Raw genomic sequence first — 23,668 nt, 5'->3', positions numbered from 1 at the left:
CTATAATTAACCCAATAAAAAATAATTATTATGAAAAAAATACTTTTTGCTATTGCTTTATTGTCATGTGGATTATCCGCACAAGCTCAGAAATGGAATGTTGATAAATCTCACTCGAAGGTAGGATTTAGCGTGGTTCACTTATCGATTTCAGATGTTGAAGGAGCATTTAAAATTACGGAAGCGACTATGATTTCAGCTAAAGATGATTTTACTGATGCAAAATTCAATATTGTTGCCGATGTAAATACTGTTTTTACAGATAATGAGCGTCGTGATACACACTTAAAAAGTCCTGATTTCTTTGATGCAGCTAAATTCCCAACGTTGACTTTCGCAAGCAAGTCAATCAGTAAAGTAGCTGATCGTAAATATAAATTAGCTGGAGATTTAACGATGCACGGAGTAACTAAACCTGTTACTTTGGATTTAGTGTTAAACGGAACTACTACAAACCGTCAAGGTAAAAAAGTAGCTGGTTTTAAAGCATCTGGAGCAATCAATCGTACTGCTTGGGGTGTTGGTACCATGCCAGCAGCTATGGTAGGAGAAGATATTGAATTACGCGCTAGTGGTGAGTTTATTCAAGAGTAATCATTATTCCCCGTTCTAATGAAAAGGCGACCCTAGGTCGCCTTTTTTATGCACTTTATTTTTTTATCCGAATAGCCCAAAGTAGTGCAAAACAAATAGCACCGTTGAGGATCAACTTGGCAAAGCCAAATCCTCCAAAGAGCGCTTGTGATTGCCATTCTAACAAAAAGGTAATGATAGGAGAGGCCACACAAATGATTGGCACCCATTTGTCTTTTACCTGTGTTTTGGTAAATAATCCAAAAGAGAATAGACCTAATAATGGTCCATAGGTGTATCCAGCCAAGTTAAATACGGCAGAAATTAGTTCTTGATTATTAAATAAGTGAAATAAGCCGATCACTACAAAGAATAAAGCTGAAAAACCTAGGTGAACATAATGCTTGATTTTATGTCTTTTTTGTTCTTGAAACTTCTCAATTCGTAAGAAATCTATGCAAAAAGAGGTAGTTAATGCCGTCAAGGCAGAATCAGAGCTGGCATAGGAAGCGGCAATAATACCGAGTAAAAAGGTGACTGCTGCCAAGGTACCAAAGTGCCCGTTTAAAGCCAACATAGGATATAAATTATCTGTTTGCGCAGGAATGGCGATGTTTTTACTTTGGGCATAGATGTATAATAAGGCACCTAAAGAAAGAAATAAAAGGTTTATTAAAAGAAGCACCCAGTAAAACCAAAACATGTTTTTCTGCGCCTCACCAATGGATTTACAAGTCAGGTTTTTTTGCATCAAATCTTGGTCAAGACCTGTCATCACGATGGCGATAAATACCCCGGCAAGGAAGTCTTTTCCAAAGAAATGGGTGTTTTTCCAGTCCCATTCAAACATGTGGGAATATTTACTATCTGAAATGGTATGAACCATATCCATGAATCCCATGTTCATTTGTTGACCTACCAAGAAGATGGTAATAAACAAGGCAATCAGTAAGAATAAGGTTTGTAAAGTATCTGTCCAGATGATCGTTTTTACGCCACCACGGTGCGTGTATAGCCAAATCAGCAAGATGGAAATGAATACCGTTAAGCCAAAGGGAACACCAATGGGAGCAAAAATGGCAATTTGTAAGACATTAACAGCTAAATATAAACGGGCTGCTGATCCGATGGTTCGGGATAACAAGAAAAAGGCTGAACCTGTTTTGTAGGACCAAAAACCGAATCGACTTTCTAAATAACCATAAATGGAAATAAGATTTAAGCGATAGTACAAGGGCATTAAAACGAGGGCTATGGTTAAATAACCCAATGAATGCCCTAAGATTAATTGATAATAGGTAAAGGATGTTTTGCCAACAGCACCTGGGACGGAAATGAACGTTAATCCTGATATGGAAGTACCAATCATGCCGAAGGCTACTAACCACCAAGGAGATTGCCTATTAGCAGTAAAAAATGCATGTGTATCAGCACCTTTGGAAGTAAAGTAGGATATGATTAATAGTAGGCCAAAATAGATGGCAAGAATTCCTCCGGCTAAAGTTACAGACATAGGTGTTTCAAAGGATTTTTTTTAAATTTGCTAAGAGGTCGTTTTTATAAATCGTATCAAAAATATGGAATTCTCGGAAGATAACATTTCTCGTTTTGGTATTTCTTTTCAAAACCAAGAAAAGCATCAAGAAGATGTCGAGTTGGCCTTTGATGAAGAAGTTGTAGCTTCCCATCAGTTGGTAGTGTACAATGACGAGGTTAACTCCTTTGATTATGTTATCATAACCTTGATGGAAGTGTGTGAACACAGTCCGGAACAGGCGGAACAATGTACGCTTCAAATACATTTTAGAGGTAGATGTGGCGTTAAATCAGGAGATTTTGAAGAATTGGTAAGTATGCGTAATGAAATTTGTCGTCGTGGTATTTCTGCCGAAATAGAGTCTTATCAATAGCGTATGGCCATGAATAATTACCCTTCTCGGATTATTGAACAGGCTGTAGAAGAAATATCGAAGTTACCGGGTATAGGGAAAAAGTCCGCCTTGCGCTTAGCGCTTCATTTATTGAAGAGACCCGAATCGCAATCCTTACAATTAGCGCATGCTTTAGTTCAATTACGAACGGAAACCCAATTTTGTCCTCAATGTCACATGATTTCCGATGGAGGTTTATGTGGTATTTGTCATAGTCATAAGCGTGAAGAAAGCCTGATTTGTGTGGTGGAAGATATGCGTGACGTTTTGGCCATCGAAAATACAGGTCAGTTTATGGGTCTTTATCATGTTCTCGGAGGCATTATTTCTCCATTAGCAGGTATTTCTCCAAGTGATTTGCAAATAGATTCCCTTATTCAACGAGTAAGTACGGGTAAAGTGACCGAAGTGATATTAGGACTTAGTCCGACCATGGAAGGCGATACGACGGCCTTTTATTTGACGAAAAAATTAAAAGAATTCCCGATTAAAATTTCCACCATTGCCCGTGGTATACCCATAGGTGGTGATTTGGAATATACTGATGAAATTACCCTTGGACGAAGTATTGTCGGCCGAGTAGTCTATGAATAATCTTTTATCCACATTCATGAAAAGATCACATTTTTTACAGAAAACGTTCGGGCTTTTGGGCGCGAGCATGGTATTACCATCTTTGGTAACTAAGGCACAAAATGGCCTAGAGACTGCTCCATTTACTTTGCCAGCTTTGGCCTATTCATTTGATGCTTTAGAGCCGCATATTGACAAATTAACGATGGAAATTCACCATGATCGCCATCATAAAGCCTATGTGGATAATATAAATAAAGCAGTAATGGGTACAGCCGCAGCTACTTTATCATTAGAGGCCATGATGGGTCAAATGAGTCAATTGCCTACGGCTGTTCGTAATAATGGCGGAGGTCACTGGAATCATAGCTTTTTTTGGAAATTGATTGGACCAGCTACAGGTTCCAAACCAAGTGCTGATTTATTGGCACAAATACAGAAAGATTTAGGTGGAATGGATACGTTAAAAAGCGAATTTGCAAAGGCGGCCACGGGTCGTTTTGGTTCAGGTTGGGCTTGGTTAATCTGGAAAGAGGGGAAATTAGTGATTAGTTCAACTCCCAATCAAGATAATCCTTTAATGGATGTTGCAGAAGTAAAAGGAACACCAATTTTAGCTTTGGATGTTTGGGAACATGCCTATTATTTGAAATACCAAAATAAAAGAGCAGATTACATCAATGCTTTTTGGAATGTAGTCAATTGGGATTTTGTATCTCAACAATTTTCATCCATAAAAAAATAAACTATGTTGTTGGAAGAAATACCTTCTTTAGATTTGAATGAATATAATTCGGGTGATCCTGCTAGAAAGGCCCAATTTGTTCAAGATTTAGGTAATGCCTTTAATACCATTGGCTTTGTGGCCGTAAAGGGTCATGGTTTGTCGGATGATTTCACAAAAAAATTGTATCAAGAAGTAGAGCAATTTTTTCAATCACCAGATTCCTTGAAGCAAGCTTATGAAATCCCAGGAATAGCAGGTCAGCGTGGTTATATCGGAAAAGGTAAAGAGACTGCCAAAGGCTTTAAAGTGCCTGATTTAAAGGAGTTTTACCATGTAGGCCAAAAGTATCAACAAGATGGAGACTCGGTATGGAATGAATATCCAGAAAATGTTTTCCCCAAAGAATACCCCGATTTTGAGAAGTATACCGTAGGAGCATATCAAACGCTAGAAAATGCTGGTAAAACACTATTAAGGGCCATTGCTTTGTATTTGGAATTACCGGAGGATTATTTTGAAGACAAAGTAAAAAATGGTAATTCCATTTTGCGCGCCATTCACTATTTCCCGATTCCAAATCCAGATGCTTTGCCAGAAGGAGCTGTTCGTGCCGCTGCGCATGGGGATATCAATTTGATAACCTTATTGATGGGCGCTTCAGCTGAGGGCTTAGAAGTACTTCGAATGGATGGAAAATGGATTCCAATTACGGCTTTACCTGATCAAGTAGTGGTGAATGTGGGGGATATGCTAGATCGTTTGACCAATCACCATTTAAAATCAACCATTCACCGTGTGGTGAATCCTCCACGAGAAAAAATGGGAACATCCCGTTATTCCATTCCTTTTTTTATGCATCCTAGATCGGAGATGGATTTAACTTGTTTGGAATCTTGTGTATCCACAGATAGTCCAAAAATGTATACGGATATGAGTGCTGGAGAGTTTTTAACAGAGCGCTTAATTGAATTAGGTTTGAAAAAATAAGCCCATGTGGAGAAAGCCCAAACATGTCGAGTTTTTATGGGATGTGTTAGTATTGGCTATGACTTCATTTGGTGGTGTACAAGTTCATATAGCCCTTTTCCTTAAAAAATTAGTGAAGGAGAAGGGCTATTTGACGGAAGATGAGTTGTTTGAAATTCAAGCTCTTTGTTCTTTTTTACCTGGACCAACCTCGACTCAGATGATTACGGCTATTGGCTATAAACGAGGTGGTGCCAACATGGCTTATTTAACGTTAATTGCTTGGATTTCACCAGCTGTTTTTGTTATGACATTAGCGGCATTTGGTATGACCTATTTGAGAAATAGAGAGATCATCCAGTTTGTTACCCCTGTTGGTATTGGTTTAATATTACAAGCAGGTTGGATTATGGCCAAAAAGTTTCTTCGGGCCCCCATGTATATCCTGATATTTTTGTTTACGGTGGCCATCGGATTGTACATCCAAAGTCCTTTCATATTTCCTGTTTTACTGTTGTTGGGAGGTTTGATATCATCGTTGAATTTTAAAGATTTCCCCCGCCAGAATAAGCATAAAATGATTATTCCATGGGCAAACTTTCATTTATTCTGGGGATTTGCTCTCTTTTTAGCTGTTTTAGGACATTTTACGGATTATTATCCAATTCGAATATTTGAGAATTTTTACCGAAACGGAAGTTTGGTTTTTGGCGGGGGACAAGTTTTAGTGCCTGTTTTATTTACGGAATTTGTAGAATTCAAACACCTCATCCGAGAAGATGATTTCCTTACGGGGATGACACTATCTCAGACTTTACCTGGGCCCGTTTTTGCACTTACTTCCTATCTTGGAGTATTGCTGATGAAAGATTATGGAATATTGGGGGCACTGACGGGCAGTGTCATCGGAGCATTAGGTATTTTTCTGCCTGGTACCTTTCTTATTTTCTTCGTTTACAGAATTTGGGGGCAATTAAAGCAATACCGCTTTATTCGAGCATCATTGCCTGGAATCCAATCTGTTTCGGTTGGACTAACCATCGTGGCGGTTTATACCTTCATTCATCCCATGATTTTACAAGCGAATTTCATTGGATTCGGTATTGTGATTGTGACATTTTTGGTAGCTCAAATGACCAAGCTCCCTCCAATTGCCTTATTCGTCATTGCTTTATTGGCAGGAATAATCGTTTCTTAACGAAGCAGATTTAATAAATACTGTCCATATCCACTTTTTACCAATGGTTTGGCGATGGCTTCTAATTGTTTAGCTTCAATATATCCCATACGGTAGGCTACTTCTTCTATACAACCAATTTTCATGCCTTGTCTTTCTTCGATAACTTGAACAAACTGTCCAGCTTGCATTAAAGAAGCAAATGTACCTGTATCCAGCCAAGCCGTTCCACGGTTTAAAATACCTACTTTAAGCTTTCCGCGTTTTAAATATTCTTTATTCACATCTGTGATTTCATATTCACCACGGGGAGAAGGAGCAATGTTTTTGGCAATTTCCACCACTTCATTGTCATAGAAATATAAGCCAGGAACTGCATAATTTGATTTAGGTTGATTGGGTTTTTCTTCAATCGACAATACATTGTTGTCTGCATCAAATTCAACTACACCATACCGCTCAGGATCATTCACTGAATAGGCATATACGACTCCGCCATCCGGGTCATTGTTGGCCTGTAACAATTTACTTAATCCAGAACCATAAAAGATATTATCGCCTAATACCAAGGCCACCTTTGCTTTTCCAATGAATTTTTCGCCAATGACAAAGGCTTGTGCCAAACCATTCGGTTCTGGTTGTACTGCATATTCAAAATGACAACCAATTTGTGAACCATCTCCTAATAATTTCTCAAAGTGAGGTAAATCATGAGGTGTGGAGATAATCAATATTTCACGTATCCCAGATAACATCAAAATGGATAAGGGATAATAAATCATAGGTTTGTCGTAAATAGGCATTAATTGCTTACTTACTGCCAAAGTCAATGGATGTAGACGCGTACCTGAACCGCCTGCTAGAATAATTCCTTTCATTTTATCTTCCTTGATACATGTTTTGATAATACTGTTGGTAGGCGCCTGATGTCACATCTTTGAGCCACTTTTCATTGCTTAAATACCAATCAACTGTTTTTTCTAGGCCCTCTGCAAATTGCAAAGAAGGCTCCCAACCTAGCTCATTCATGATTTTATGGGCATCGATGGCATAACGCAAATCATGGCCAGCACGGTCGGTGACATAGGTAATTAATTGCTTAGATGTACCTTCAGCACGACCAAGTTTTTGATCCATAATTTGGCATAATAAATGCACTAAATCGATGTTTTTCCATTCATTGAATCCACCAATGTTGTAGGTATCACCGATTTTTCCTTGGTGAAAAACGGTATCAATCGCCCGAGCATGATCTACCACATAGAGCCAATCTCTCACATTTTCGCCTTTCCCATAGACTGGTAAAGGTTTGTTATTGAGGATATTATGGATCATCAAGGGGATTAATTTCTCAGGAAAATGGTTTGGCCCGTAATTATTCGAACAATTGGTGATGACGGTAGGCAAGCCATAAGTCTCATGAAAAGCACGCACAAAGTGGTCAGATGAAGCTTTTGAGGCTGAATAGGGAGAACGCGGATCATAAGGAGTGGTTTCCAAAAAGAATTCCTCTGGATTGTGCAATTCACCATAAACCTCATCAGTCGAAATATGGTAAAAACGCTTTCCTTCCATTTGATTTGCCCAATGCTTTTTGGCAGCTTGTAATAAATTCACCGTTCCAATGACATTGGTTTTAACAAAAGCCAATGGATCTGAAATTGAGCGATCTACATGCGATTCTGCCGCCAAGTGCAATACTCCATCGAATTGATGTTCAGCAAATAAGGCATCGATATGGTCGGCGTCGGTGATGTCTGCTTTAATGAAGTGATAATTTGGTAAATGAGCGATATCCTCATTATTGGCCAAATTCCCCGCATAGGTCAAAGCATCCAGGTTAAATATTTGGTATTCAGGGTATTTTTGAACGAACAAACGCACCACATGTGAACCAATGAATCCGGCACCACCGGTTATGACAATTTTTTTCATACAATTATGATTTAAGAAGCTTTTCTTGCCATCTCCAAGAATCTGCTAGGGCTTCTTCTAAACTTTTTTTCGTTGACCAATCTAGGACCTCTTTGGATTTGTCTGTAGCAGCATAAACAGCTGTAATGTCACCAGATCGACGAGGTTTTATTTCGTAAGGTACTTTTTTTCCTGTTGTTTTTTCAAAGGCATGAATGACATCCATGACCGAGCTACCTGTTCCCGTTCCAATATTAAAATAATCATAATAAGTGGATTGAGGTTGCTCAAGTAAATAAGTTAAAGCTTTTACATGTGCTTCTGCCAAATCGCAAACATGGATATAATCGCGGATGGCTGTACCATCTGGTGTAGGATAATCATCTCCAAATACTTGCAAGGGGCCACGTAAACCTGCGACAGATTGCATTAAATAGGGTACTAAATTAGCAGGAGGTCCCAATGGCAACTCTCCAATTAACGCACTTTCATGAGCCCCAATTGGATTAAAATAGCGCAATGAAATAGCTTTTAAATGAGCATTTTGAGCATGTACACTATCTCGAATGATTTCCTCACATATTTGCTTGGAATTCCCATAAGGAGAAACAGCAGGTTGAACAGGAGCCGATTCGGTTACAGGTAAGCTTTCAGGTTGTCCATAAACAGTACAGGAAGAGGAAAAAACAAGGTTTTTAATGCCGTATTCATTCATTTTCTCCAACAAGAGGACGGTGGCAGCTACATTGTTTCGGTAGTATTTCAATGGGTTTTCCACCGATTCTCCTACCGCCTTGGCTGCAGCAAAATGTATAACTCCATCAATGTTATACTTTTGAAATAAATTATCGTAGACAGAAGCATCATTCACATCACCTTCCATGTAGATAACGACATCCTGTGTGATGGTTTTGAGACGTTCAATGACCTCAGCAGAGGAATTGGCAAAATTATCAACGATAATAGGAGTGAAGCCGTTTTCTTTTAAGACTACATAGGTATGAGAACCTATGAAACCCGCTCCTCCAGTTATTAAAATATTCATATATTGAATTGATGCTTCAATGAGCTAGCAAATTTAGGTTTATATTCTCTTGAAAAAAAATATATAGGCTCATCATTTATTGTAAGGGCTTGTCATGTAAGCGGTTTGTATTTCGAAGCTTAGTGCTTATTTTTGATTTAAATTAATACCCTATGAAGGAACCAGCTATCAAAGCCATGATACAATTGCTCGACGACAGTGATACAGAGGTCGTACAATTGGTGGAGCAACAGATTCGAACCTTGGGGCCTTCCATTATTCCTGTATTGGAATCTGAGTGGGAGCAATTGAGTTTAAATCCACTTTTGCAAGAGAAAATAGAAAATCTAATTCATGATTTTCAGTTGGAATCCATGCGTAATCGTCTGACTCATTGGAAAGAGGCAGGTGGTATGGATCTCATGGAGGGAATGTGGATTGTGGCCACTTATCGTTTTCCTGATTATTCTTTTTCTCAATTAAAGACAGAATTGGATCAGCTTTATTTTGAAGTTTGGCCTCAAATCAGAGAAAATTTGCATCCCATGGATCAAATTAAGGTCTTAAATGGAGTGATGTTTGATCAATTAAAATTTGGAGCGAATACCAAAAACTTTCATGCGGCTAATAATTCGTACATTAATGTTGTTTTAGAGAGTAAAAAAGGCAATCCCATAAGTCTGTGCGTGATTTACATGTGGATAGCCCAACGACTTGGTTTTCCAGTCTATGGCGTGAATTTACCTAATCTGTTTGTGTTAACGTATAAACAAAAAGGTGTTCAGTTCTATATCAATGTATTCAATAAGGGTTTGATTTTCAATCGGGTAGATATTGATAATTATTTGGCTCAGTTGAATTTAGTTCCGAATGAAATTTATTATAATCCATGTTCTAACTTAGAAATCATTCGTCGGGTTCTAAGAAATTTAATCATGGCCTACGACAAAGCGGGTGATGAGGAACATAAAAATGAATTGAGTCAAATCATTGATTCCTTGGATTAATTTCGAATCGCAAGACTTATCCCAAATTGAGGAAATTCTTCATGCCAAAGATCAAAATCTGTTGATTTTTGGTCTACTTGCACATGTCCTTTTTGTAAGGGAAATTGGCAGTCAAAACTGATTTCCTTTCTGAAATCAAGTCCAGCTTGATGTTGAGCTTTATAAATAGCTTCTTTCACTGTCCATGCCGCCAAAAGTTTTTTACTGTCCATTTCAGACCATTCAAGTTCGGTAGTGGAAAGGAATCGAGGGGCCACTTTCTGTATATTTCTAGTTTTTTTTTCTAAATCTATTCCTATGTTTTTCTGTTTACTGATAGCTGCGGCTACATAAGGATAGGAGTGGCTAATACTCAATTTCAAGTCGGAATCTTGAAAAAACGGACGATTATTACTTGATTTTACTAAGACAAGTTCATGTCCTATCTGGTTTTTCACTAATTGCCAGAGACAAAATCGGGCAGCCAAGGATTCCAATCTTTTAAGCTCAAGTGCATGATTGGAAGGAAGGGTTATTTTCCAAGAATCTGGAATTTGATTAAAATAGGCCTCATTTTCAGTGATTTCCCAAATCATCCATGAAGAATCAGGAAAGCATAATTCACGAAGTGGGAAAATTTGAGGCATGATTGAACGTATTTGCTCGCAAAATTACCATTTTTGTGTTCAAATATAGACATCATGCAAATTGAACGGATAGATACCTTTTCAGGGCATCGTGGACCGATTTATTCTTTAGCCTTTGGGGAACAAGCGCATGAATTTTATTCGGCAGGTTCTGATGGATGGGTCGTTCAATGGAATTTACAAAAACCTGATTTGGGCAAGGTGGTTGCGCAAATAAATGGTTCTGTTTATGCCATGAAGCATGATGAACAAGGGGTTTTGTGGGTAGGGCAAAATTTTGAAGGAATTCATGGGATTCAATTGTCTAATCAAGAGCGTATTTTTTCGATAGGATTGGGAGCTAATTCCATCTTTGATATTCTATTTAATCATACGCAAGTCTGGGTAGCTCATCAAGATGGATTGATCAGCGTAATAGATGCAAATTCAAAGCAAATTGTAAAACACATCAAGGCAAGTGAGAAAAGCGTCAGAAACCTTCGGTTATTGCCTCAAAATAGGGTGGCTGCCGCTTACAGTGATGGCTATATTCGAATTTTCAACTCGAACTTTGAATTGGAATATGCTTGGAAGGCTCATGAAGGTAGTGTCTTTGGTGTACAGTATTGGGAACAGGAAAATGTGCTTATTTCGGTGGGGAAAGATGCCCGAATCAAGAAATGGAATTTACATAAAATCACAAATCAATTTCAGCCTGAATCAGAAGTTATTGCCCATATGTATGCCATCCATGATTTGGCATTTCATCCTCAGAAGCCTTTGTTTGCCAGTGCTAGCATGGATAAAACGATTAAGATTTGGGATGCCCAAGATTTGACCTTAATTAAAGTGATCGATGCCGCTCGATATGGTGGGCATAAAAATTCGGTTAATAAACTAATTTGGACTCCATTTGAGGATCAATTGGTTTCGGCATCCGATGATAAAAATATCTCAGTTTGGAAGATTCATTAATTTTTTTTCTATTTTAGCACAATTATGGAGCATATATACGAACTACCCGAAGCATCTTTTTCAAAATCCTTTCGTGGATATGATGTTTCTGAAGTGAATGATTATTTATTCCGAATTGAGGAGTACCATCAATCCATTCAACAATCTCGAGATCGATTAGAATCCAAGATAGCAGAGTTAGAGAAAGAACTTAATCGACTAAAAGAAGCAGAATCATCCATGCTGATGGCTGTTCAAATGGCTGAAGAAGCTCAATTGAATTGGAAAGTAAAAGCGGAAAAAGATGCTGAATTAGCCTTGCAAAAAGCTCAAAAGCAGTCGAGCCTTTTGATTGAGCAGGCTGAAAAAGAAGCTGCTAAAATTAAATTGCTAGCTGAAGGAGAATCCAAGCAAATATTAGTAGAGTCAAACCAGACCATCAAAGAACAAGAGCGTGTCTTGCGTGGCCTTCAAGAAGCACAAAAAGAGGTTGCTGAACAATTGATGGGCATTTCAGAAAAGACTTTACAGCAAATTAAAACCTGGTCAGTTTCCAATGAAACTTTAACCAAACCGAAAGAGCCTCAAGAGAAAGTGATGGTTGAGGTGAAAAAACCGATGACGCCCAAATCGAAAACAGTATCAAAACAGGCAAATAAAGCTAAAAAAACTACGTTAAAAGCGAAACCCAAAGGAAAAGTAGGTAGACCCAAATCTACCATTTCAGCTACTGCAGATAAAAAGAGTCCTGCTAAAAGAGGAAGAAAGCCCAAGTCGGCAGTAATAAGCCAAGCAGCGAAACCCGTGAATGCCCGAGGCCCCAAAAATTCGCCAAGTTCCAAGAAAAAAGGAATAGACCCCACTCAATTAGTTCCAGACGATAGCCTACCTACTTTGAATAAGGTATTGGAAGCTTATGCCAAATCTTCAGGGCCTCAAGGGAAAATTGGGGAAATAAATTAATATGGATTTTTATCAAGTTGCCTGGCAAGGATTGCGTTTTTATGCGTATCATGGCTATTTTCCTGAGGAAAGAATATTGGGTAATTGGTATGAATTAGATGTAACTATTCATCTGGAATCAGCCAATGACATACAAGATGATTTAAACCAAACCTTGGATTATGGACAGGTTTATCAGATTTGTCAAGACAACATGAAAGTGCCAGTTGATTTATTGGAAACATTGGTTGAAAAAATAGGAAATTCCATCTTTCACCGATGGCCACACATTAAATCCTTGCAATTGAGCTTAAGAAAAGAAAATCCACCCTTGGGTCAAAGTAAAGGTAATGCTTGCATTCATTGGAATAAAACATTTGAATAGTAGTTTGGTTAAAAACAGGTAGAAACAAAACGTCAAACGGAATGCGTCATCAAGTAACAATCAAGGATATTGCTAAGCAGTTGAATGTTTCTGTGGCTACCGTTTCTCGTGCCCTACGGGATTTACCTGATATTCATCCAGATACGAAAAAACTTGTATTGGATTTGGCCAAAGAGTGGGATTATCAGCCTAATTTATTAGCCACCAGTTTAGTAAAAAGTAAAACAAAGACCCTGGGTTTGATTGTGCCAGATTTAGGGTATTATTTCTTTTCTACCGTCATTAAGCACATTGAGGAAGCGGCCATTAAGGCGGGTTACAGTTTGCTGATTACCCAAACTCAGGAATCCTACGAGAGAGAATTGACCAATATTCAAAATTTATCCAGGGGGCAAGTGGATGGTATCATCATTTCTCTTTCTAGAGAAACTAGCAATTTTGAACATTTAACCCGATTGCAAAGAAGGGGAATCCCTTTGGTGTTTTTTGATCGAAATTGTGAGGAAATTGAGGCTTCCAAAGTCATGGTGGACAATGAGCAATCTGCCTATGAAGCGGTTAAGCATTTGATTGAAAATGGGTGCAAGCGTATTGCATTTTTAGCGGGACCCAAAAATGTTTCTGTTAGTAATCAGCGTCGATTGGGCTATATTCATGCTCTGGAAGAAGCAGGATTGTCAGTAGACCCTAGTTTGATTCTACATTCCGATTATTACCAAGATACAGCTAGATCTCAGACGCATTTGCTCATGCAAAGTGACAATCGGCCAGATGGAATTTTAGTCGTTTCGGATCGCTTAGCCATCGGAGTTTTAACGGCTTTGAAAGAATTAAAAATCAGTGTTCCTAAGGATGTTAAGATTGTTAGTTTCAACAATGAACCTATTTGTCAGGTGATTTCTCCAACAATTACTTCGGTCTCTCAGCCATTGGATGAAATTGGACGGATTTCTGTGGAATTACTTTTGGCGCAAATTGAACATAAAACAGGAGAATCAATCCCGCGAATCGAAGTATTGAAGACAAATTTAGTCGTGAGAGAATCCTCAACCCAACTGAATTAATGGTTTAATTTTAGGGTGAATCTTTTTCCTTTGTATTGGTATTCCAAAATGTATTGGCCACTTGGTATTCCATCCATGATTTGTTGATCTACAATACCTTCTTTTTGAATGGATTTCCACGTTCTACCTAGTAGATCAAATATTTCTAATGAATCAAAAGGTTGATATAGTAATTCTTCCCACTTTGTAGTTCCAAGTGGTGGATTAACAGTAATTTCAAATTGATCTTGTAGGCATTTCTGGCTGTCAGTTACCGTGTAGGTACTTGATTTTAAGGGTCTTAAATTAATTTTCTGGGATTTATCACCTGATGACCAATTATATGAATTGGATGGAGCTGGCCAAGATGCCTTGAGTTCAATCGGATCATAAGCATTGATGGTTTGTTTGGTGACCTTATTGACTTCTTTCATGATCGTAAACTGATCCAAAATGGCTCCGTCTTCATCAATAAATTTAGCATCAAGTCGATTATTCTCAATGTCAATGGCCATTGAACCTCCACGTTTATCTAAAGAGAATTCCATCACGGGATGTGGCCAATTAAAGCGATGCGTGGCGGTTTGCCCTCCGCAACCATTGACTACATAGGTTGTGCCTTTTTTGCTGGGATCGGAGTTGTTGAAGATATAGGCACAGGATTTATCTGAACCATCATATCTGCCAGACGAATTGATTGGCCAGTTTTTTTCAGGGGAGAACTCAGAAGACAAGCCATATTGTCCTTTTAATGGTCTAGATCTTTCATAGACATGGCTATGGCCAGACATCACTAAATCAACACCGTATTCATCAAATACCCGAGTTAAATAATCTCTAAGTTTAACGATTTCAGCGTTGACGTCGGAGTCGTATGTACCTTTGGTATATACAGGAAAATGGAAATAAACCACTTTCCAATCTTGTTTAGTAGCTTTTAGATCTTCTTTAAGCCAATTTAATTGGATGTTGTTGACTTGGTCGAAAATCCGAAAATTGTCTTTTCCCCAGGCAAAGGAATCCAAACAGACAAAATGGACGTTGCCATAATCATAAGAGTAATAGGCTTCGGAGGAGGAGGGTACTCCACCTAATTCAGCTTTACTAGGTAAAGTGAAATTTTGAAAATAAGTCATTTGGGGCTCATCTTGTTGGTAGGGGAAAGGCTGATTATCGTAATCATGATTTCCTGTGGAAGGAAATAAAGCACTTTGTCGCAACAATCGACCAGCATGGTAAGGGCTAAAAAATTCTTCTTGCCAACAAGCATCACTTCCACCGCAATAGACATTATCACCTAAACTGATAAATAGATTGGTATAATTATTTTTTTGGTAGTTTAAATAGGCGTTATAAACCTTTTTTTGGGTTTCTCCAGCAGCCATATCTCCAACTGAGAAAATGGATATTTTTTCTTTGGAACCTATGCTAGGAGCTGTTTTGAAAAAGTAGGTAGAATCACTTAACAGTTCTTTTTCTCCCAAATGAACACGGTAAAAGTATTTAGTACTTGGTTGAAGTGCCGTTAAAGAAAGACTATGTTCTGTTTGAGGGATGGCGCTTTTGATACTAGGGCTAAAGTTTTTCCCATCGGTACTTAAGCTAATTTCAGAAATAGTAGCTTGATCCGTTCTGTACCGAATTAAAACAGAATTAGATAGTGCTAATTGAATGTAAGGATACCGAGTGATTTTTTGAGCAGTTGCAATAGGGGAGAAACCTAAAATGACTAGTAAGGAGATATACCCAATAAACGGGAAATAGGCGTTATAGGATGATTTTCTTAGGTTCATAAATGTAGAAAGTGCATAAAGGTAATCAAAAGCCTATGTTTTTGTATTCAGTTGTTGGTCAATGAGATGTAAAATTTAATACTAGGTTGTTCAATGTCTTTTTTTAGCCTATAACTTTAAAATACATTATTTAGATTGGATATAAATAATTCCAAAACTACAAAAGAAAAGATGATATACCAATGATTGATTGGGCTAGAAGCAAATTCGAGCCAAGTTGTTTTTTATGCAGTCATGAAAAGGTTAAGATGATTTTTTCTGATGAGTGTTCTCATTCTCAATACCTTAAGGAAATACACGGCAGAAGCGGTTAAAAATGGAAAGAATTAAGCTCTGGACAGAGGGGATAATTGTTCACCTTTTGTGGGTTAAAATTGGATTGAAAAATGGGCAAAAAAGTCATTTTTTTGTAGCCTTAAAAATTGTCAATTTATTGTGATTTATCTTGGAAAAATTGGCATAATTGATGATATTTGTAGCTATTGGAAATCTCTATTATTCAAACATTTTTTGTCTTGATTCTTTGAGGTTGTTCAACGCATCAAACCATAATTTATGTCAGTATCTACAAATATTATCCCTATCAACATTGAAGATGAAATGAAAGGGGCGTACATTGATTATTCAATGTCTGTTATTGTGTCTCGTGCATTACCCGATGTTCGTGATGGATTAAAGCCGGTTCACCGGAGGGTGTTGTTTGGAATGGAGGAGTTGGGAGTTAGTTACAATAAATCGTATAAGAAATCAGCTCGTATAGTCGGGGAGGTATTAGGTAAGTATCACCCACATGGTGACTCCTCGGTGTATGATACCATGGTTCGTATGGCCCAAGATTGGTCATTGCGTTATCCATTAGTAGACGGTCAAGGTAACTTTGGATCGGTCGACGGAGATTCACCGGCAGCGATGCGTTATACGGAAGCCAGATTAAAGCGTATAGCCGATGAAATGTTGTCGGATTTAAATAAAGAAACGGTTGATTTTCAACCCAATTTTGATGATTCATTAGAGGAGCCTACTGTATTGCCGGCTAAGATTCCTAATTTATTGTTGAACGGTACTTCGGGTATCGCGGTGGGTATGGCGACCAACATGGCTCCGCATAATTTGTCGGAGGTTGTAGATGGAATTTCGGCGTACATTGACAACCGTGATATCACTATCATGGAATTGATGCAGTATATTAAAGCCCCAGATTTTCCTACAGGTGGTACCATCTATGGTGTTCAAGGCATTAAGAATGCATTTGAAACGGGTCGAGGACGTATTGTCGTTCGTGGAAATGCGACTTTTGATACATCGAAAACAGGAAAGGAGCAGATTATAATTTCTGAGATTCCTTACATGGTCAATAAAGCTTCTTTGATTAAGCAATGTGCTGATTTAGTGAATGATAAACGCATTGATGGGATTTCTGAAATTCGTGATGAGTCTGACCGTCAAGGAATGCGTATCGTTTTTGACTTAAAGCGCGATGCCGTTGCCAATGTTGTTTTAAATAATTTATACAAGCATTCAGCGCTTCAATCTTCTTTTAGTGTAAACAACGTGGCCTTGGTTAAGGGTCGCCCTATGATGCTCAATCTAAAGGATTTGATTCATCATTTTGTGGAGCATAGAAATGAGATTATTGTTCGACGTACCAAATACGATTTACGCGAGGCTCGTAAGAGAGCGCATATTTTAGAAGGTTTCATCATTGCTTTAGATAATTTAGATGCAGTGATTAAATTGATTCGTGAGTCCAAAGATCCAAGTTCGGCTCAAGAAGGCTTGATGTCTACTTTCAACTTATCTGATTTACAATCGAAAGCAATATTGGAGATGCGTTTACAGCGTCTAACCGGTATGGAGCGTGAGAAAATCATGAATGAGTATGCTGAGATCATGAAGCTGATTGAGGAATTAGAAGATATCCTTGCGAAGCCAGAGCGACAATTACAAATCATCAAAGATGAATTGATCGATATGAAAACGCGTTATGGTGATGAGCGAAGAACGCAAATTAACATGACGGACGATGAATTCTCGGTCGAAGATATGATTGCGGATGATGAGATGTTGATCACCGTATCAGCTCAAGGATACATTAAACGTACACCAATTACTGAATATCGTTCCCAAACTAGGGGAGGAGTAGGTTCTCGTGCTGTGGCTACGAAAGACGATGACTATACGGAGCATTTGTTTACTGCTACCATGCACAATTGGTTGTTATTCTTTACCGAACGAGGTAAATGTTTCTGGCTACGGGTGTATGCAGTACCTGAAGGATCAAAAGTTTCCAAAGGTCGACCTATCCAAAATTTGATGAACATTGAAAATGGAGATAGTATCCGTGCGGTAATCAATGTGAAATCAATCACAGATCCAGATTACATTGATAATAATTTCATTGTGATGTGTACAGAAGATGGAACCATCAAGAAAACAAGTTTAGAAGCATATTCTCGTCCTCGTCAGAATGGTATTATTGCCATTACGATTCGTGAAGGAGATCGATTATTGGATGTAGCCTTAACCAATGGAAACAATCAAATTGTCATTGCAACGAATACGGGACGTTCTGTTCGTTTTGAAGAAACGCGTGTTCGTCCAATGGGTCGTTCTGCCGCTGGTGTGAAGGGTATTTGGATTGATGAGGATATTGCAACGGAGAAAGTTGTTGGTATGGTTTGCGTATCAGATCCAGAGGTACAGCAGTTGTTGGTGGTATCTGAAAAAGGATTTGGTAAGCGTTCTGAGGTAGAAGATTACCGATTGACGAATCGTGGAGGAAAAGGTGTTAAAGCGTTGAATATCACGGAAAAGACAGGTAATTTAGTAGCGATTAAGGAAGTTAATGATAACAATGACTTGATGATCATTACGAAAGCGGGTATTTTGATTCGTACGAGTGTTGCAGAGCTACGCGTGATGGGTAGAAATACACAAGGAGTTAAGTTGATTCGTTTGAAGAATGAGTCGGATGAGATTTCATCTGTAACCAAAATCGACAAAGAGCCTGAAATCGAAGAAGCAGAAGTAGTTGATGCAATTGCAACTGTGGTGGAAGATCAATCGATTCCAACATCACCAGAAGCGGGCAATGAAGGTGAGGATTTAGGAGCTGAAGGTGAGACTTTAACAGAAGAATAATAATTTTATCGGCCCGAGGTTAAATTCGGGCTTTTTTTTAATTTAATCAATCACATGAAAAAACTAGTTTTAACCCTGTTTACTGTGGCTATGGCCATGGGCTCGACCTTCGCTCAAGCGGATAAGGCTTTGGTAGAGGCTCAGAAAAAATCGATCTTAGAGTCTGTAAAGAAATCAGATGAAGAGGTAAAAAAAGCGCCTACGAAGGCCAAATCATGGTTAAATAGAGCTTTGGCTTATGTTGACGTAGCTTCATTTCCAGATTCTACGTTTGCTTTGACGGATGCGGATGCGGCTTTTAAAGCCATTGAATACATCAATGAAGCGGTTAAGTTAGATACCAAAGATGGTAAAAAAGGTTCCGTAGCAAAAGAAGCGGAGAAATTGATTGAAGACAAGAAAATTTACAGTGCATTGATGAACATGGGAGTTATTAAGTATCAAGGGAAAGATTATAAAAATTCCTTGAAATACATGTCCAAAGCATCTGAATTGACTCCAAAAGATACAACATCTGCCATGTATACAGGTGTTGTTGCTCAATTGTCCCAGAATGATGATGTAGCACAAACAGCCTACGAACGTTATATGGGAATAGGAGGTAAGGACGTAGCCATTATTTACGGTTTGTCTCAAATCTATAAAAGTAAGAAGCAAGAAGACAAAGCCTTAGCTTTGTTGGATCAAGGAATCGGTCTTTATCCAGGTAGTAAGGATTTGAAGAATGAAAAATTCAATATGTTGATTTCTTTCAATCGAATTGACCAAGCGATTGATCAATTGAAAAAAACCATTGCAGCGGACCCTAAGGATGCCATGTCATTATTGAATATTGGTTTATTGTATGAAAACAAAATCAATGGATTGAATGAAGACGCTCGTAAAATTTCAGAAAAAACAGTTAAAGTGGATGAAGCAAAACGTAGGATTGCTGCTCAAAAAGAGCAGGTTACAGCTTTTGTAGAGGAGATCACACGTAATAAGGCTAAGTTAAAAACAGCTCAACCGAAGCAAAAAGCTGCTATTACAGCTCAAATTTCACAATTGGACGGAACTGTTAAAGAGCAAAATGGAAAATTAGAGGAGTTGAAAGGTGAATTAGCAAAGGCAGAAGCAGAAGTAGGAGATGTCGCACAAAATGCTGCTAAATTGGCTGATTTAACTGCAAAAGTCGATGCATTGAAATCTGAAGTACCTGGTTTTTATACCAAAGCATTAGCTATTGATGCGAATTATTATGATGCATTGTATCAAATGGGGGCTTTCCGCTACAATGAAGCAGCAGAAATCAAGAAGAAAGTAAATGCCATGGATATGGAAGCTTATAAGAAGGATGGAAAGGCTGTAGAAGCTCAAATTTCGGCTAAATACAATGAAGCTTTACCTTTCTTTGAAAAGGCTTATTCTACAAAGAAAGATGAAGATTTGAAAGAAATCTTAAAGCAAGTTTATCGTGAGCTTAAGATGGAAAGCAAATTGGCTGAATTAGATAAATAGTCAGGATTCTTTAAAATTTCAAATATGCAAGCCTAGGATTTAAATCCTAGGCTTGTTTATGTAAGCGCAAAAAGCCCAATCAATAGATTGGGCTTTTTGTTTATAATTCGTTTTGAGCCCGGGATTTAAATCGCGGGCTTGTGATACGCAATTCTAAAAACATTTGATATGAGCCTTGGATTTAAATCCAAGGCTTGTGATACGTAATTCTAAAAACATTTGATATGAGCCCGGGATTTAAATCCCGGGCTTGTAATACGCAATTCTAAAAACATCTGATATCAGCCTGGGATTTAAATCCAAGGCTTGCGATACGTAATTCTAAAAACATTTGATATCAGCCTGGGATTTAAATCCCAGGCTGATGGTTGGTTTTGTATATAATTCATAATTCGTAAATAGTCTGATTTATATGAAATTTTAAACTTGCAAGCCTTGGATTTAAATCCAAGGCTTGTGATACGTAATTCTAAAAACATTTGATATGAATGAGCCCGGGATTTAAATCCCGGGCTTGTGATACACAATTCTAAAAACATTTGATATTAGCCTAGGATTTAAATCCTAGGCTAATAAGAGGGATAGATTAGAATAAACCATTTACACAAATCAATAATCTATTTAACATAATATAAATTATATAACAAGTACCATATTCTTTTAAAACCACCATTTATAAATTATCATGTATCATTTCCTCACGGTTTTGTCTGCGGTAAAGACATTGTAAATTCCGTCCATTCATTTGGATTGGATTGAACCTGAATACTGCCGTTGTGCAAGTGAATGATGCGCTCCACTAAAGAAAGTCCAATACCATAGCCCTTAGATGAAGCGGTATTTTCACCTCGGAAAAAGGGTTGAAAAATAAAAGGTAGGTCTGATTTAGGGATGCCTTTTCCTTCGTTTTTCACACGAATATTGATGGTGTTATGGTAAACGCGCAATCCCACAAAGGCACAGTGCTTAGGACTGAATTTACAGGCATTTTCCATTAAGTTCTTAATCGCTGTGAGAATCAATTTCTCATCGCCCCGAATCATCAATTCTTCTTCATCATCTGGCATGAATGAGGTATCAATGCTTACTTTATAGTGGCTGTTGAGTTTTTGAGTTAAGCTTCTAGCTTCCCAAATAATTTCATCAATACGTATTATTTGAAAACCAGCCTGGTAATCCGATACGCTAATTTTATTTAATTCCAACAAGGATTCCGTAATGGCTGCTAATTCCTGTGTATCTTCTAATACTGAGGCAATTGTTTCTTTATAATCTTCAGCCGCTCTTTCTTTTAATAGACTTACCTCTAATTGAGATGAAATCTTAGTCAATGGATTCTTAAGTTCATGAGATACATTAGCAATAAAGGTTTTTTGCAGTTTAAAGGCATTCTCAATGCGTTCCAATAGCCGGTTGATCGTAGATACCATCTTCCCTATTTCGTCCTCAGAATCAGAGGATTCCAGCCTTTCTTCCAATCGTTTGGGTGAAAGTTGGTCAACTTGTTTTATAACTTCTGAAATGGGATTAACTGCTCTTCCAGCAAAAAACCAACCTGAAATCACCACAATGAACACAAATAATAAAAATAAGGCGATAAGAATGTTTTTTAGGTCTTTGGCATTTTCAGCGGAATATTGATCCACTGCACCCGCAAAAACGACGATTCGGCCTTCTGGAGTTGCAAAAACAGTACCTAATATCTCAATATCTTCATGAGCAAAACGTACTTCTTTTTTTCTTCGAACTTCCTTAACTCGGTTTACATCAATATGAAAGGAAATGGTATCATTTGAACGATAAATACGCTCATTGCAGGTATCATAAGCCATGATATTTTCGCGAAATAGAATATCGCGGTTAGCTCGGTCGATGATGCGTAATAACTTGGAATCCACTTGATTAACATTGACCAAGAGTTCTGCGGCAGTATTGGCTTTTTGCCTTAAACGAGAATAAAAATTCTCTTTGTAATTCTGTTGGGAGAAAATATAGATAATTAAATAGGATACGAATAATATCGCTGACACCAAATAGGTAAATTGATATGTCAATCGGGAACGTATCTGCATGTTTTCTTATTCTTGTCGGAGTATATAACCCATACCAAATTGCGTATGAATCAATTTACTAGGAAAATTTTTGTCTACTTTTTTTCGTAAATAATTCACATATACTTCAATAAGATTGGACGAATTTTCATCTTCAACTTCCCAAATATTTTCCGCAATTTCTGCTTTTGAAATCACTTTTTCCTGGTTTTTTAGGAAGTATTCCAACAATTGAAATTCCTTGGCGGTAAGATTGATCTTTTGTCCGGATCGAGTGACTAATTTACTGGTTAAATCGAGCTCTAAATCTGCAAATTTTAGGACTTGAGAATCCACTAGAGTTTGATTGGAACGCTTGATGAGTGCCTTGACACGCGCCATAAACTCCTTAAAATCAAATGGTTTCGCCAGATAATCGTCGGCACCTGCTTCAAAGCCAATCAACTTGTCGTCGGTAGTACTTAAGGCAGTCAACATTAATATGGGAGTTTGGATTCCCAAGCTTCTCAGTTCTTTGCAGAGTTCTATTCCATTGATTCCAGGTATGATGATGTCTGAGACAATGAGCTGATATGTATTTCTAGTGGCTAATTGCTTACCCATGAGTCCGTCGTAAGCCACCTCTACTTCATAGTTATTTTCTTCCAAGCCTCTTTTCAAGGATTGTACTGTTTTGGGTTCATCTTCTATGAGTAAGATTCGTATCATCCAAGGATATCTTTTAAATTAGCTGGTGAGTAAGCGATTGATTTCAATACCTTATTGTCGGATTTACGATATACCTTCCAAAGACCATGCTCCTCTTTTATTTCAGCTTCTGTGCCATCTTTTAAGAAGTAATATTCCACTGTTTTTTCGGCTTCTTCTAAGCTTTTACAAGCCTTAGACATATTGGAACGCTGAACTTCATTGAATAAATCGACAAATTTTTCACCTAATCCAAATTCCAAAACTGCTCCAGAAAGCACATATTGCAAGTCGCATAAAGCATCCGCAATTTCTACCAAGTCTTGATCTTTAATGGCTTGTTGCAATTCCTCTAATTCTTCAGCTAATAAACTCACCCTTAATTGACAACGATCACTAGAGGGAATACAAGGTTGAGCCAAAATGGGAGCTCCAAATGTTTCATGAAATAAGGCAACTTGATTTAAGGAATCGATTTTTTTCATAGGGTATATCTAATTAGATTAAAATTAGTCAAATAATTGGTTAAAGTAAATCCCTAAAATGGAAGCTTTATCCACACTCTCTACTACGATATTCTATTTTAAATTTGAAATGAAAGGAAGATGTAGCTGCATCTGTTTCCTTTTGTACACATTTCCACGTCTTATCCACAGTTTCATGTGGATAAGTCCTATT

The 23,668-nt window shown here is 37.9% G+C and carries 22 protein-coding genes; 13 read left to right on the top strand and 9 right to left on the bottom strand.

The window, feature by feature from the left end:
- Positions 1-30 precede the first annotated feature (30 nt).
- Positions 31-594 carry a YceI family protein gene (locus G9H65_RS11670; protein ID WP_166375520.1) on the top strand — a complete coding sequence of 188 codons (564 nt, stop codon included), beginning with the start codon at positions 31-33 and terminating at the stop codon, positions 592-594.
- 55 nt (positions 595-649) lie between these two features.
- Here the strand turns inward: G9H65_RS11670 and G9H65_RS11665 are convergent, their stop codons facing one another.
- Positions 650-2,086: a sodium:solute symporter gene (locus G9H65_RS11665; protein WP_166375519.1), complete on the bottom strand. Its 1,437-nt coding sequence runs from the start codon at positions 2,084-2,086 to the stop codon at positions 650-652.
- A 64-nt stretch (positions 2,087-2,150) separates the two neighbouring features.
- On the opposite strand from G9H65_RS11665, the gene G9H65_RS11660 reads away from it, so the two are divergent.
- Genes G9H65_RS11660 through G9H65_RS11640 form a run of 5 tightly spaced genes read left to right on the top strand, consistent with a single transcriptional unit; the run spans position 2,151 to position 5,968 of the window.
- Entirely contained in the window at positions 2,151-2,483 is a 333-nt protein-coding gene (locus G9H65_RS11660; RefSeq protein ID WP_166375518.1) for an ATP-dependent Clp protease adaptor ClpS, read from the top strand.
- A gap of 9 nt (positions 2,484-2,492) precedes the next feature.
- Complete coding sequence (gene recR / locus G9H65_RS11655) at positions 2,493-3,098, top strand: recombination mediator RecR (protein WP_166375517.1); 606 nt, start codon at positions 2,493-2,495, stop codon at positions 3,096-3,098.
- A gap of 16 nt (positions 3,099-3,114) precedes the next feature.
- Positions 3,115-3,822, top strand: coding sequence for a superoxide dismutase (locus tag G9H65_RS11650; protein ID WP_166375516.1), 708 nt, complete (start codon positions 3,115-3,117; stop codon positions 3,820-3,822).
- Between the two features lie 3 nt (positions 3,823-3,825).
- Positions 3,826-4,791: an isopenicillin N synthase family dioxygenase gene (locus tag G9H65_RS11645; RefSeq protein WP_166375515.1), complete on the top strand. Its 966-nt coding sequence runs from the start codon at positions 3,826-3,828 to the stop codon at positions 4,789-4,791.
- A gap of 4 nt (positions 4,792-4,795) precedes the next feature.
- On the top strand, positions 4,796-5,968 hold the full coding sequence (locus G9H65_RS11640; RefSeq protein WP_166375514.1) for a chromate transporter: 1,173 nt from the start codon (positions 4,796-4,798) through the stop codon (positions 5,966-5,968).
- Here the strand turns inward: G9H65_RS11640 and rfbA are convergent.
- From rfbA to galE, 3 genes are read right to left on the bottom strand one after another with little or no spacing between them, the layout of a single operon-like run.
- Entirely contained in the window at positions 5,965-6,825 is an 861-nt protein-coding gene (gene rfbA / locus G9H65_RS11635; protein WP_166375513.1) for a glucose-1-phosphate thymidylyltransferase RfbA, read from the bottom strand. The genes G9H65_RS11640 and rfbA overlap by 4 nt on opposite strands.
- A 1-nt stretch (position 6,826) precedes the next feature.
- Complete coding sequence (gene rfbB / locus G9H65_RS11630) at positions 6,827-7,882, bottom strand: dTDP-glucose 4,6-dehydratase (protein ID WP_166375512.1); 1,056 nt, start codon at positions 7,880-7,882, stop codon at positions 6,827-6,829.
- 4 nt (positions 7,883-7,886) lie between these two features.
- Entirely contained in the window at positions 7,887-8,906 is a 1,020-nt protein-coding gene (gene galE / locus G9H65_RS11625; protein WP_166375511.1) for a UDP-glucose 4-epimerase GalE, read from the bottom strand.
- 152 nt (positions 8,907-9,058) lie between these two features.
- On the opposite strand from galE, the gene G9H65_RS11620 reads away from it, so the two are divergent.
- Entirely contained in the window at positions 9,059-9,892 is an 834-nt protein-coding gene (locus tag G9H65_RS11620; protein WP_166375510.1) for a transglutaminase-like domain-containing protein, read from the top strand.
- Here the strand turns inward: G9H65_RS11620 and G9H65_RS11615 are convergent.
- Positions 9,889-10,518, bottom strand: a complete 630-nt coding sequence (locus G9H65_RS11615; protein ID WP_166375509.1) for a 4'-phosphopantetheinyl transferase family protein — start codon at positions 10,516-10,518, stop codon at positions 9,889-9,891. The genes G9H65_RS11620 and G9H65_RS11615 overlap by 4 nt on opposite strands.
- A 54-nt stretch (positions 10,519-10,572) precedes the next feature.
- Here G9H65_RS11615 and G9H65_RS11610 point away from each other — a divergent pair, with 54 nt between their 5' ends.
- From G9H65_RS11610 to G9H65_RS11595, 4 genes are read left to right on the top strand one after another with little or no spacing between them, the layout of a single operon-like run.
- Positions 10,573-11,472, top strand: coding sequence for a WD40 repeat domain-containing protein (locus G9H65_RS11610; RefSeq protein ID WP_166375600.1), 900 nt, complete (start codon positions 10,573-10,575; stop codon positions 11,470-11,472).
- 24 nt (positions 11,473-11,496) lie between these two features.
- Positions 11,497-12,414 (top strand): DivIVA domain-containing protein, encoded by a 918-nt coding sequence (locus G9H65_RS11605; protein ID WP_166375508.1) that lies wholly within the window; start codon positions 11,497-11,499, stop codon positions 12,412-12,414.
- Position 12,415: 1 nt separating this feature from the next.
- On the top strand, positions 12,416-12,778 hold the full coding sequence (folB, locus tag G9H65_RS11600) for a dihydroneopterin aldolase (protein WP_166375507.1): 363 nt from the start codon (positions 12,416-12,418) through the stop codon (positions 12,776-12,778).
- A gap of 41 nt (positions 12,779-12,819) precedes the next feature.
- Positions 12,820-13,842 (top strand): LacI family DNA-binding transcriptional regulator, encoded by a 1,023-nt coding sequence (locus tag G9H65_RS11595; RefSeq protein WP_166375506.1) that lies wholly within the window; start codon positions 12,820-12,822, stop codon positions 13,840-13,842.
- Here G9H65_RS11595 and G9H65_RS11590 read toward each other — a convergent pair.
- A complete protein-coding gene (locus tag G9H65_RS11590) occupies positions 13,839-15,614 on the bottom strand; it encodes a metallophosphoesterase (protein WP_166375505.1) in 1,776 nt (591 codons plus the stop codon). The genes G9H65_RS11595 and G9H65_RS11590 overlap by 4 nt on opposite strands.
- Positions 15,615-16,169: 555 nt before the next feature.
- Here G9H65_RS11590 and gyrA point away from each other — a divergent pair.
- Entirely contained in the window at positions 16,170-18,755 is a 2,586-nt protein-coding gene (gene gyrA / locus G9H65_RS11585; RefSeq protein WP_166375504.1) for a DNA gyrase subunit A, read from the top strand.
- A gap of 54 nt (positions 18,756-18,809) precedes the next feature.
- On the top strand, positions 18,810-20,252 hold the full coding sequence (locus tag G9H65_RS11580; RefSeq protein WP_166375503.1) for a tetratricopeptide repeat protein: 1,443 nt from the start codon (positions 18,810-18,812) through the stop codon (positions 20,250-20,252).
- A 698-nt stretch (positions 20,253-20,950) separates the two neighbouring features.
- Here G9H65_RS11580 and G9H65_RS11575 read toward each other — a convergent pair.
- The 3 genes from G9H65_RS11575 to G9H65_RS11565 are packed head-to-tail and all read right to left on the bottom strand — an operon-like array spanning position 20,951 to position 23,475.
- Positions 20,951-22,324 carry a HAMP domain-containing sensor histidine kinase gene (locus G9H65_RS11575; protein ID WP_166375502.1) on the bottom strand — a complete coding sequence of 458 codons (1,374 nt, stop codon included), beginning with the start codon at positions 22,322-22,324 and terminating at the stop codon, positions 20,951-20,953.
- Positions 22,325-22,330: 6 nt separating this feature from the next.
- Positions 22,331-23,008, bottom strand: a complete 678-nt coding sequence (locus G9H65_RS11570; RefSeq protein ID WP_109325060.1) for a response regulator transcription factor — start codon at positions 23,006-23,008, stop codon at positions 22,331-22,333.
- Complete coding sequence (locus tag G9H65_RS11565) at positions 23,008-23,475, bottom strand: pyrophosphohydrolase domain-containing protein (RefSeq protein ID WP_166375501.1); 468 nt, start codon at positions 23,473-23,475, stop codon at positions 23,008-23,010. Before G9H65_RS11565 ends, G9H65_RS11570 begins: the two co-directional genes overlap by 1 nt.
- Positions 23,476-23,668: the final 193 nt, after the last annotated feature.

It is taken from the genome of Aquirufa ecclesiirivi (assembly GCF_011250515.1).
GTDB lineage: Bacteria > Bacteroidota > Bacteroidia > Cytophagales > Spirosomataceae > Aquirufa > Aquirufa ecclesiirivi.
Note: the sequence above shows the minus strand (reverse complement) of the source record. Positions and strands in the feature narration are given on the sequence as shown.

Bases quoted from the DNA above. Each gene is read 5' to 3' on its own strand.
- G9H65_RS11590 (WP_166375505.1), bottom strand. From the start codon at position 15,614: ATGAACCTAAGAAAATCATCCTATAACGCCTATTTCCCGTTTATTGGG.
- G9H65_RS11620 (WP_166375510.1), top strand. From the start codon at position 9,059: ATGAAGGAACCAGCTATCAAAGCCATGATACAATTGCTCGACGACAGT.
- G9H65_RS11645 (WP_166375515.1), top strand. From the start codon at position 3,826: ATGTTGTTGGAAGAAATACCTTCTTTAGATTTGAATGAATATAATTCG.
- G9H65_RS11640 (WP_166375514.1), top strand. From the start codon at position 4,796: ATGTGGAGAAAGCCCAAACATGTCGAGTTTTTATGGGATGTGTTAGTA.
- galE (WP_166375511.1), bottom strand. From the start codon at position 8,906: ATGAATATTTTAATAACTGGAGGAGCGGGTTTCATAGGTTCTCATACC.
- G9H65_RS11605 (WP_166375508.1), top strand. From the start codon at position 11,497: ATGGAGCATATATACGAACTACCCGAAGCATCTTTTTCAAAATCCTTT.
- G9H65_RS11615 (WP_166375509.1), bottom strand. From the start codon at position 10,518: ATGCCTCAAATTTTCCCACTTCGTGAATTATGCTTTCCTGATTCTTCA.
- G9H65_RS11670 (WP_166375520.1), top strand. From the start codon at position 31: ATGAAAAAAATACTTTTTGCTATTGCTTTATTGTCATGTGGATTATCC.
- rfbB (WP_166375512.1), bottom strand. From the start codon at position 7,882: ATGAAAAAAATTGTCATAACCGGTGGTGCCGGATTCATTGGTTCACAT.
- G9H65_RS11580 (WP_166375503.1), top strand. From the start codon at position 18,810: ATGAAAAAACTAGTTTTAACCCTGTTTACTGTGGCTATGGCCATGGGC.
- G9H65_RS11650 (WP_166375516.1), top strand. From the start codon at position 3,115: ATGAAAAGATCACATTTTTTACAGAAAACGTTCGGGCTTTTGGGCGCG.
- G9H65_RS11665 (WP_166375519.1), bottom strand. From the start codon at position 2,086: ATGTCTGTAACTTTAGCCGGAGGAATTCTTGCCATCTATTTTGGCCTA.
- G9H65_RS11565 (WP_166375501.1), bottom strand. From the start codon at position 23,475: ATGAAAAAAATCGATTCCTTAAATCAAGTTGCCTTATTTCATGAAACA.
- recR (WP_166375517.1), top strand. From the start codon at position 2,493: ATGAATAATTACCCTTCTCGGATTATTGAACAGGCTGTAGAAGAAATA.
- folB (WP_166375507.1), top strand. From the start codon at position 12,416: ATGGATTTTTATCAAGTTGCCTGGCAAGGATTGCGTTTTTATGCGTAT.
- G9H65_RS11610 (WP_166375600.1), top strand. From the start codon at position 10,573: ATGCAAATTGAACGGATAGATACCTTTTCAGGGCATCGTGGACCGATT.
- G9H65_RS11660 (WP_166375518.1), top strand. From the start codon at position 2,151: ATGGAATTCTCGGAAGATAACATTTCTCGTTTTGGTATTTCTTTTCAA.
- gyrA (WP_166375504.1), top strand. From the start codon at position 16,170: ATGTCAGTATCTACAAATATTATCCCTATCAACATTGAAGATGAAATG.
- G9H65_RS11575 (WP_166375502.1), bottom strand. From the start codon at position 22,324: ATGCAGATACGTTCCCGATTGACATATCAATTTACCTATTTGGTGTCA.
- G9H65_RS11595 (WP_166375506.1), top strand. From the start codon at position 12,820: ATGCGTCATCAAGTAACAATCAAGGATATTGCTAAGCAGTTGAATGTT.
- rfbA (WP_166375513.1), bottom strand. From the start codon at position 6,825: ATGAAAGGAATTATTCTAGCAGGCGGTTCAGGTACGCGTCTACATCCA.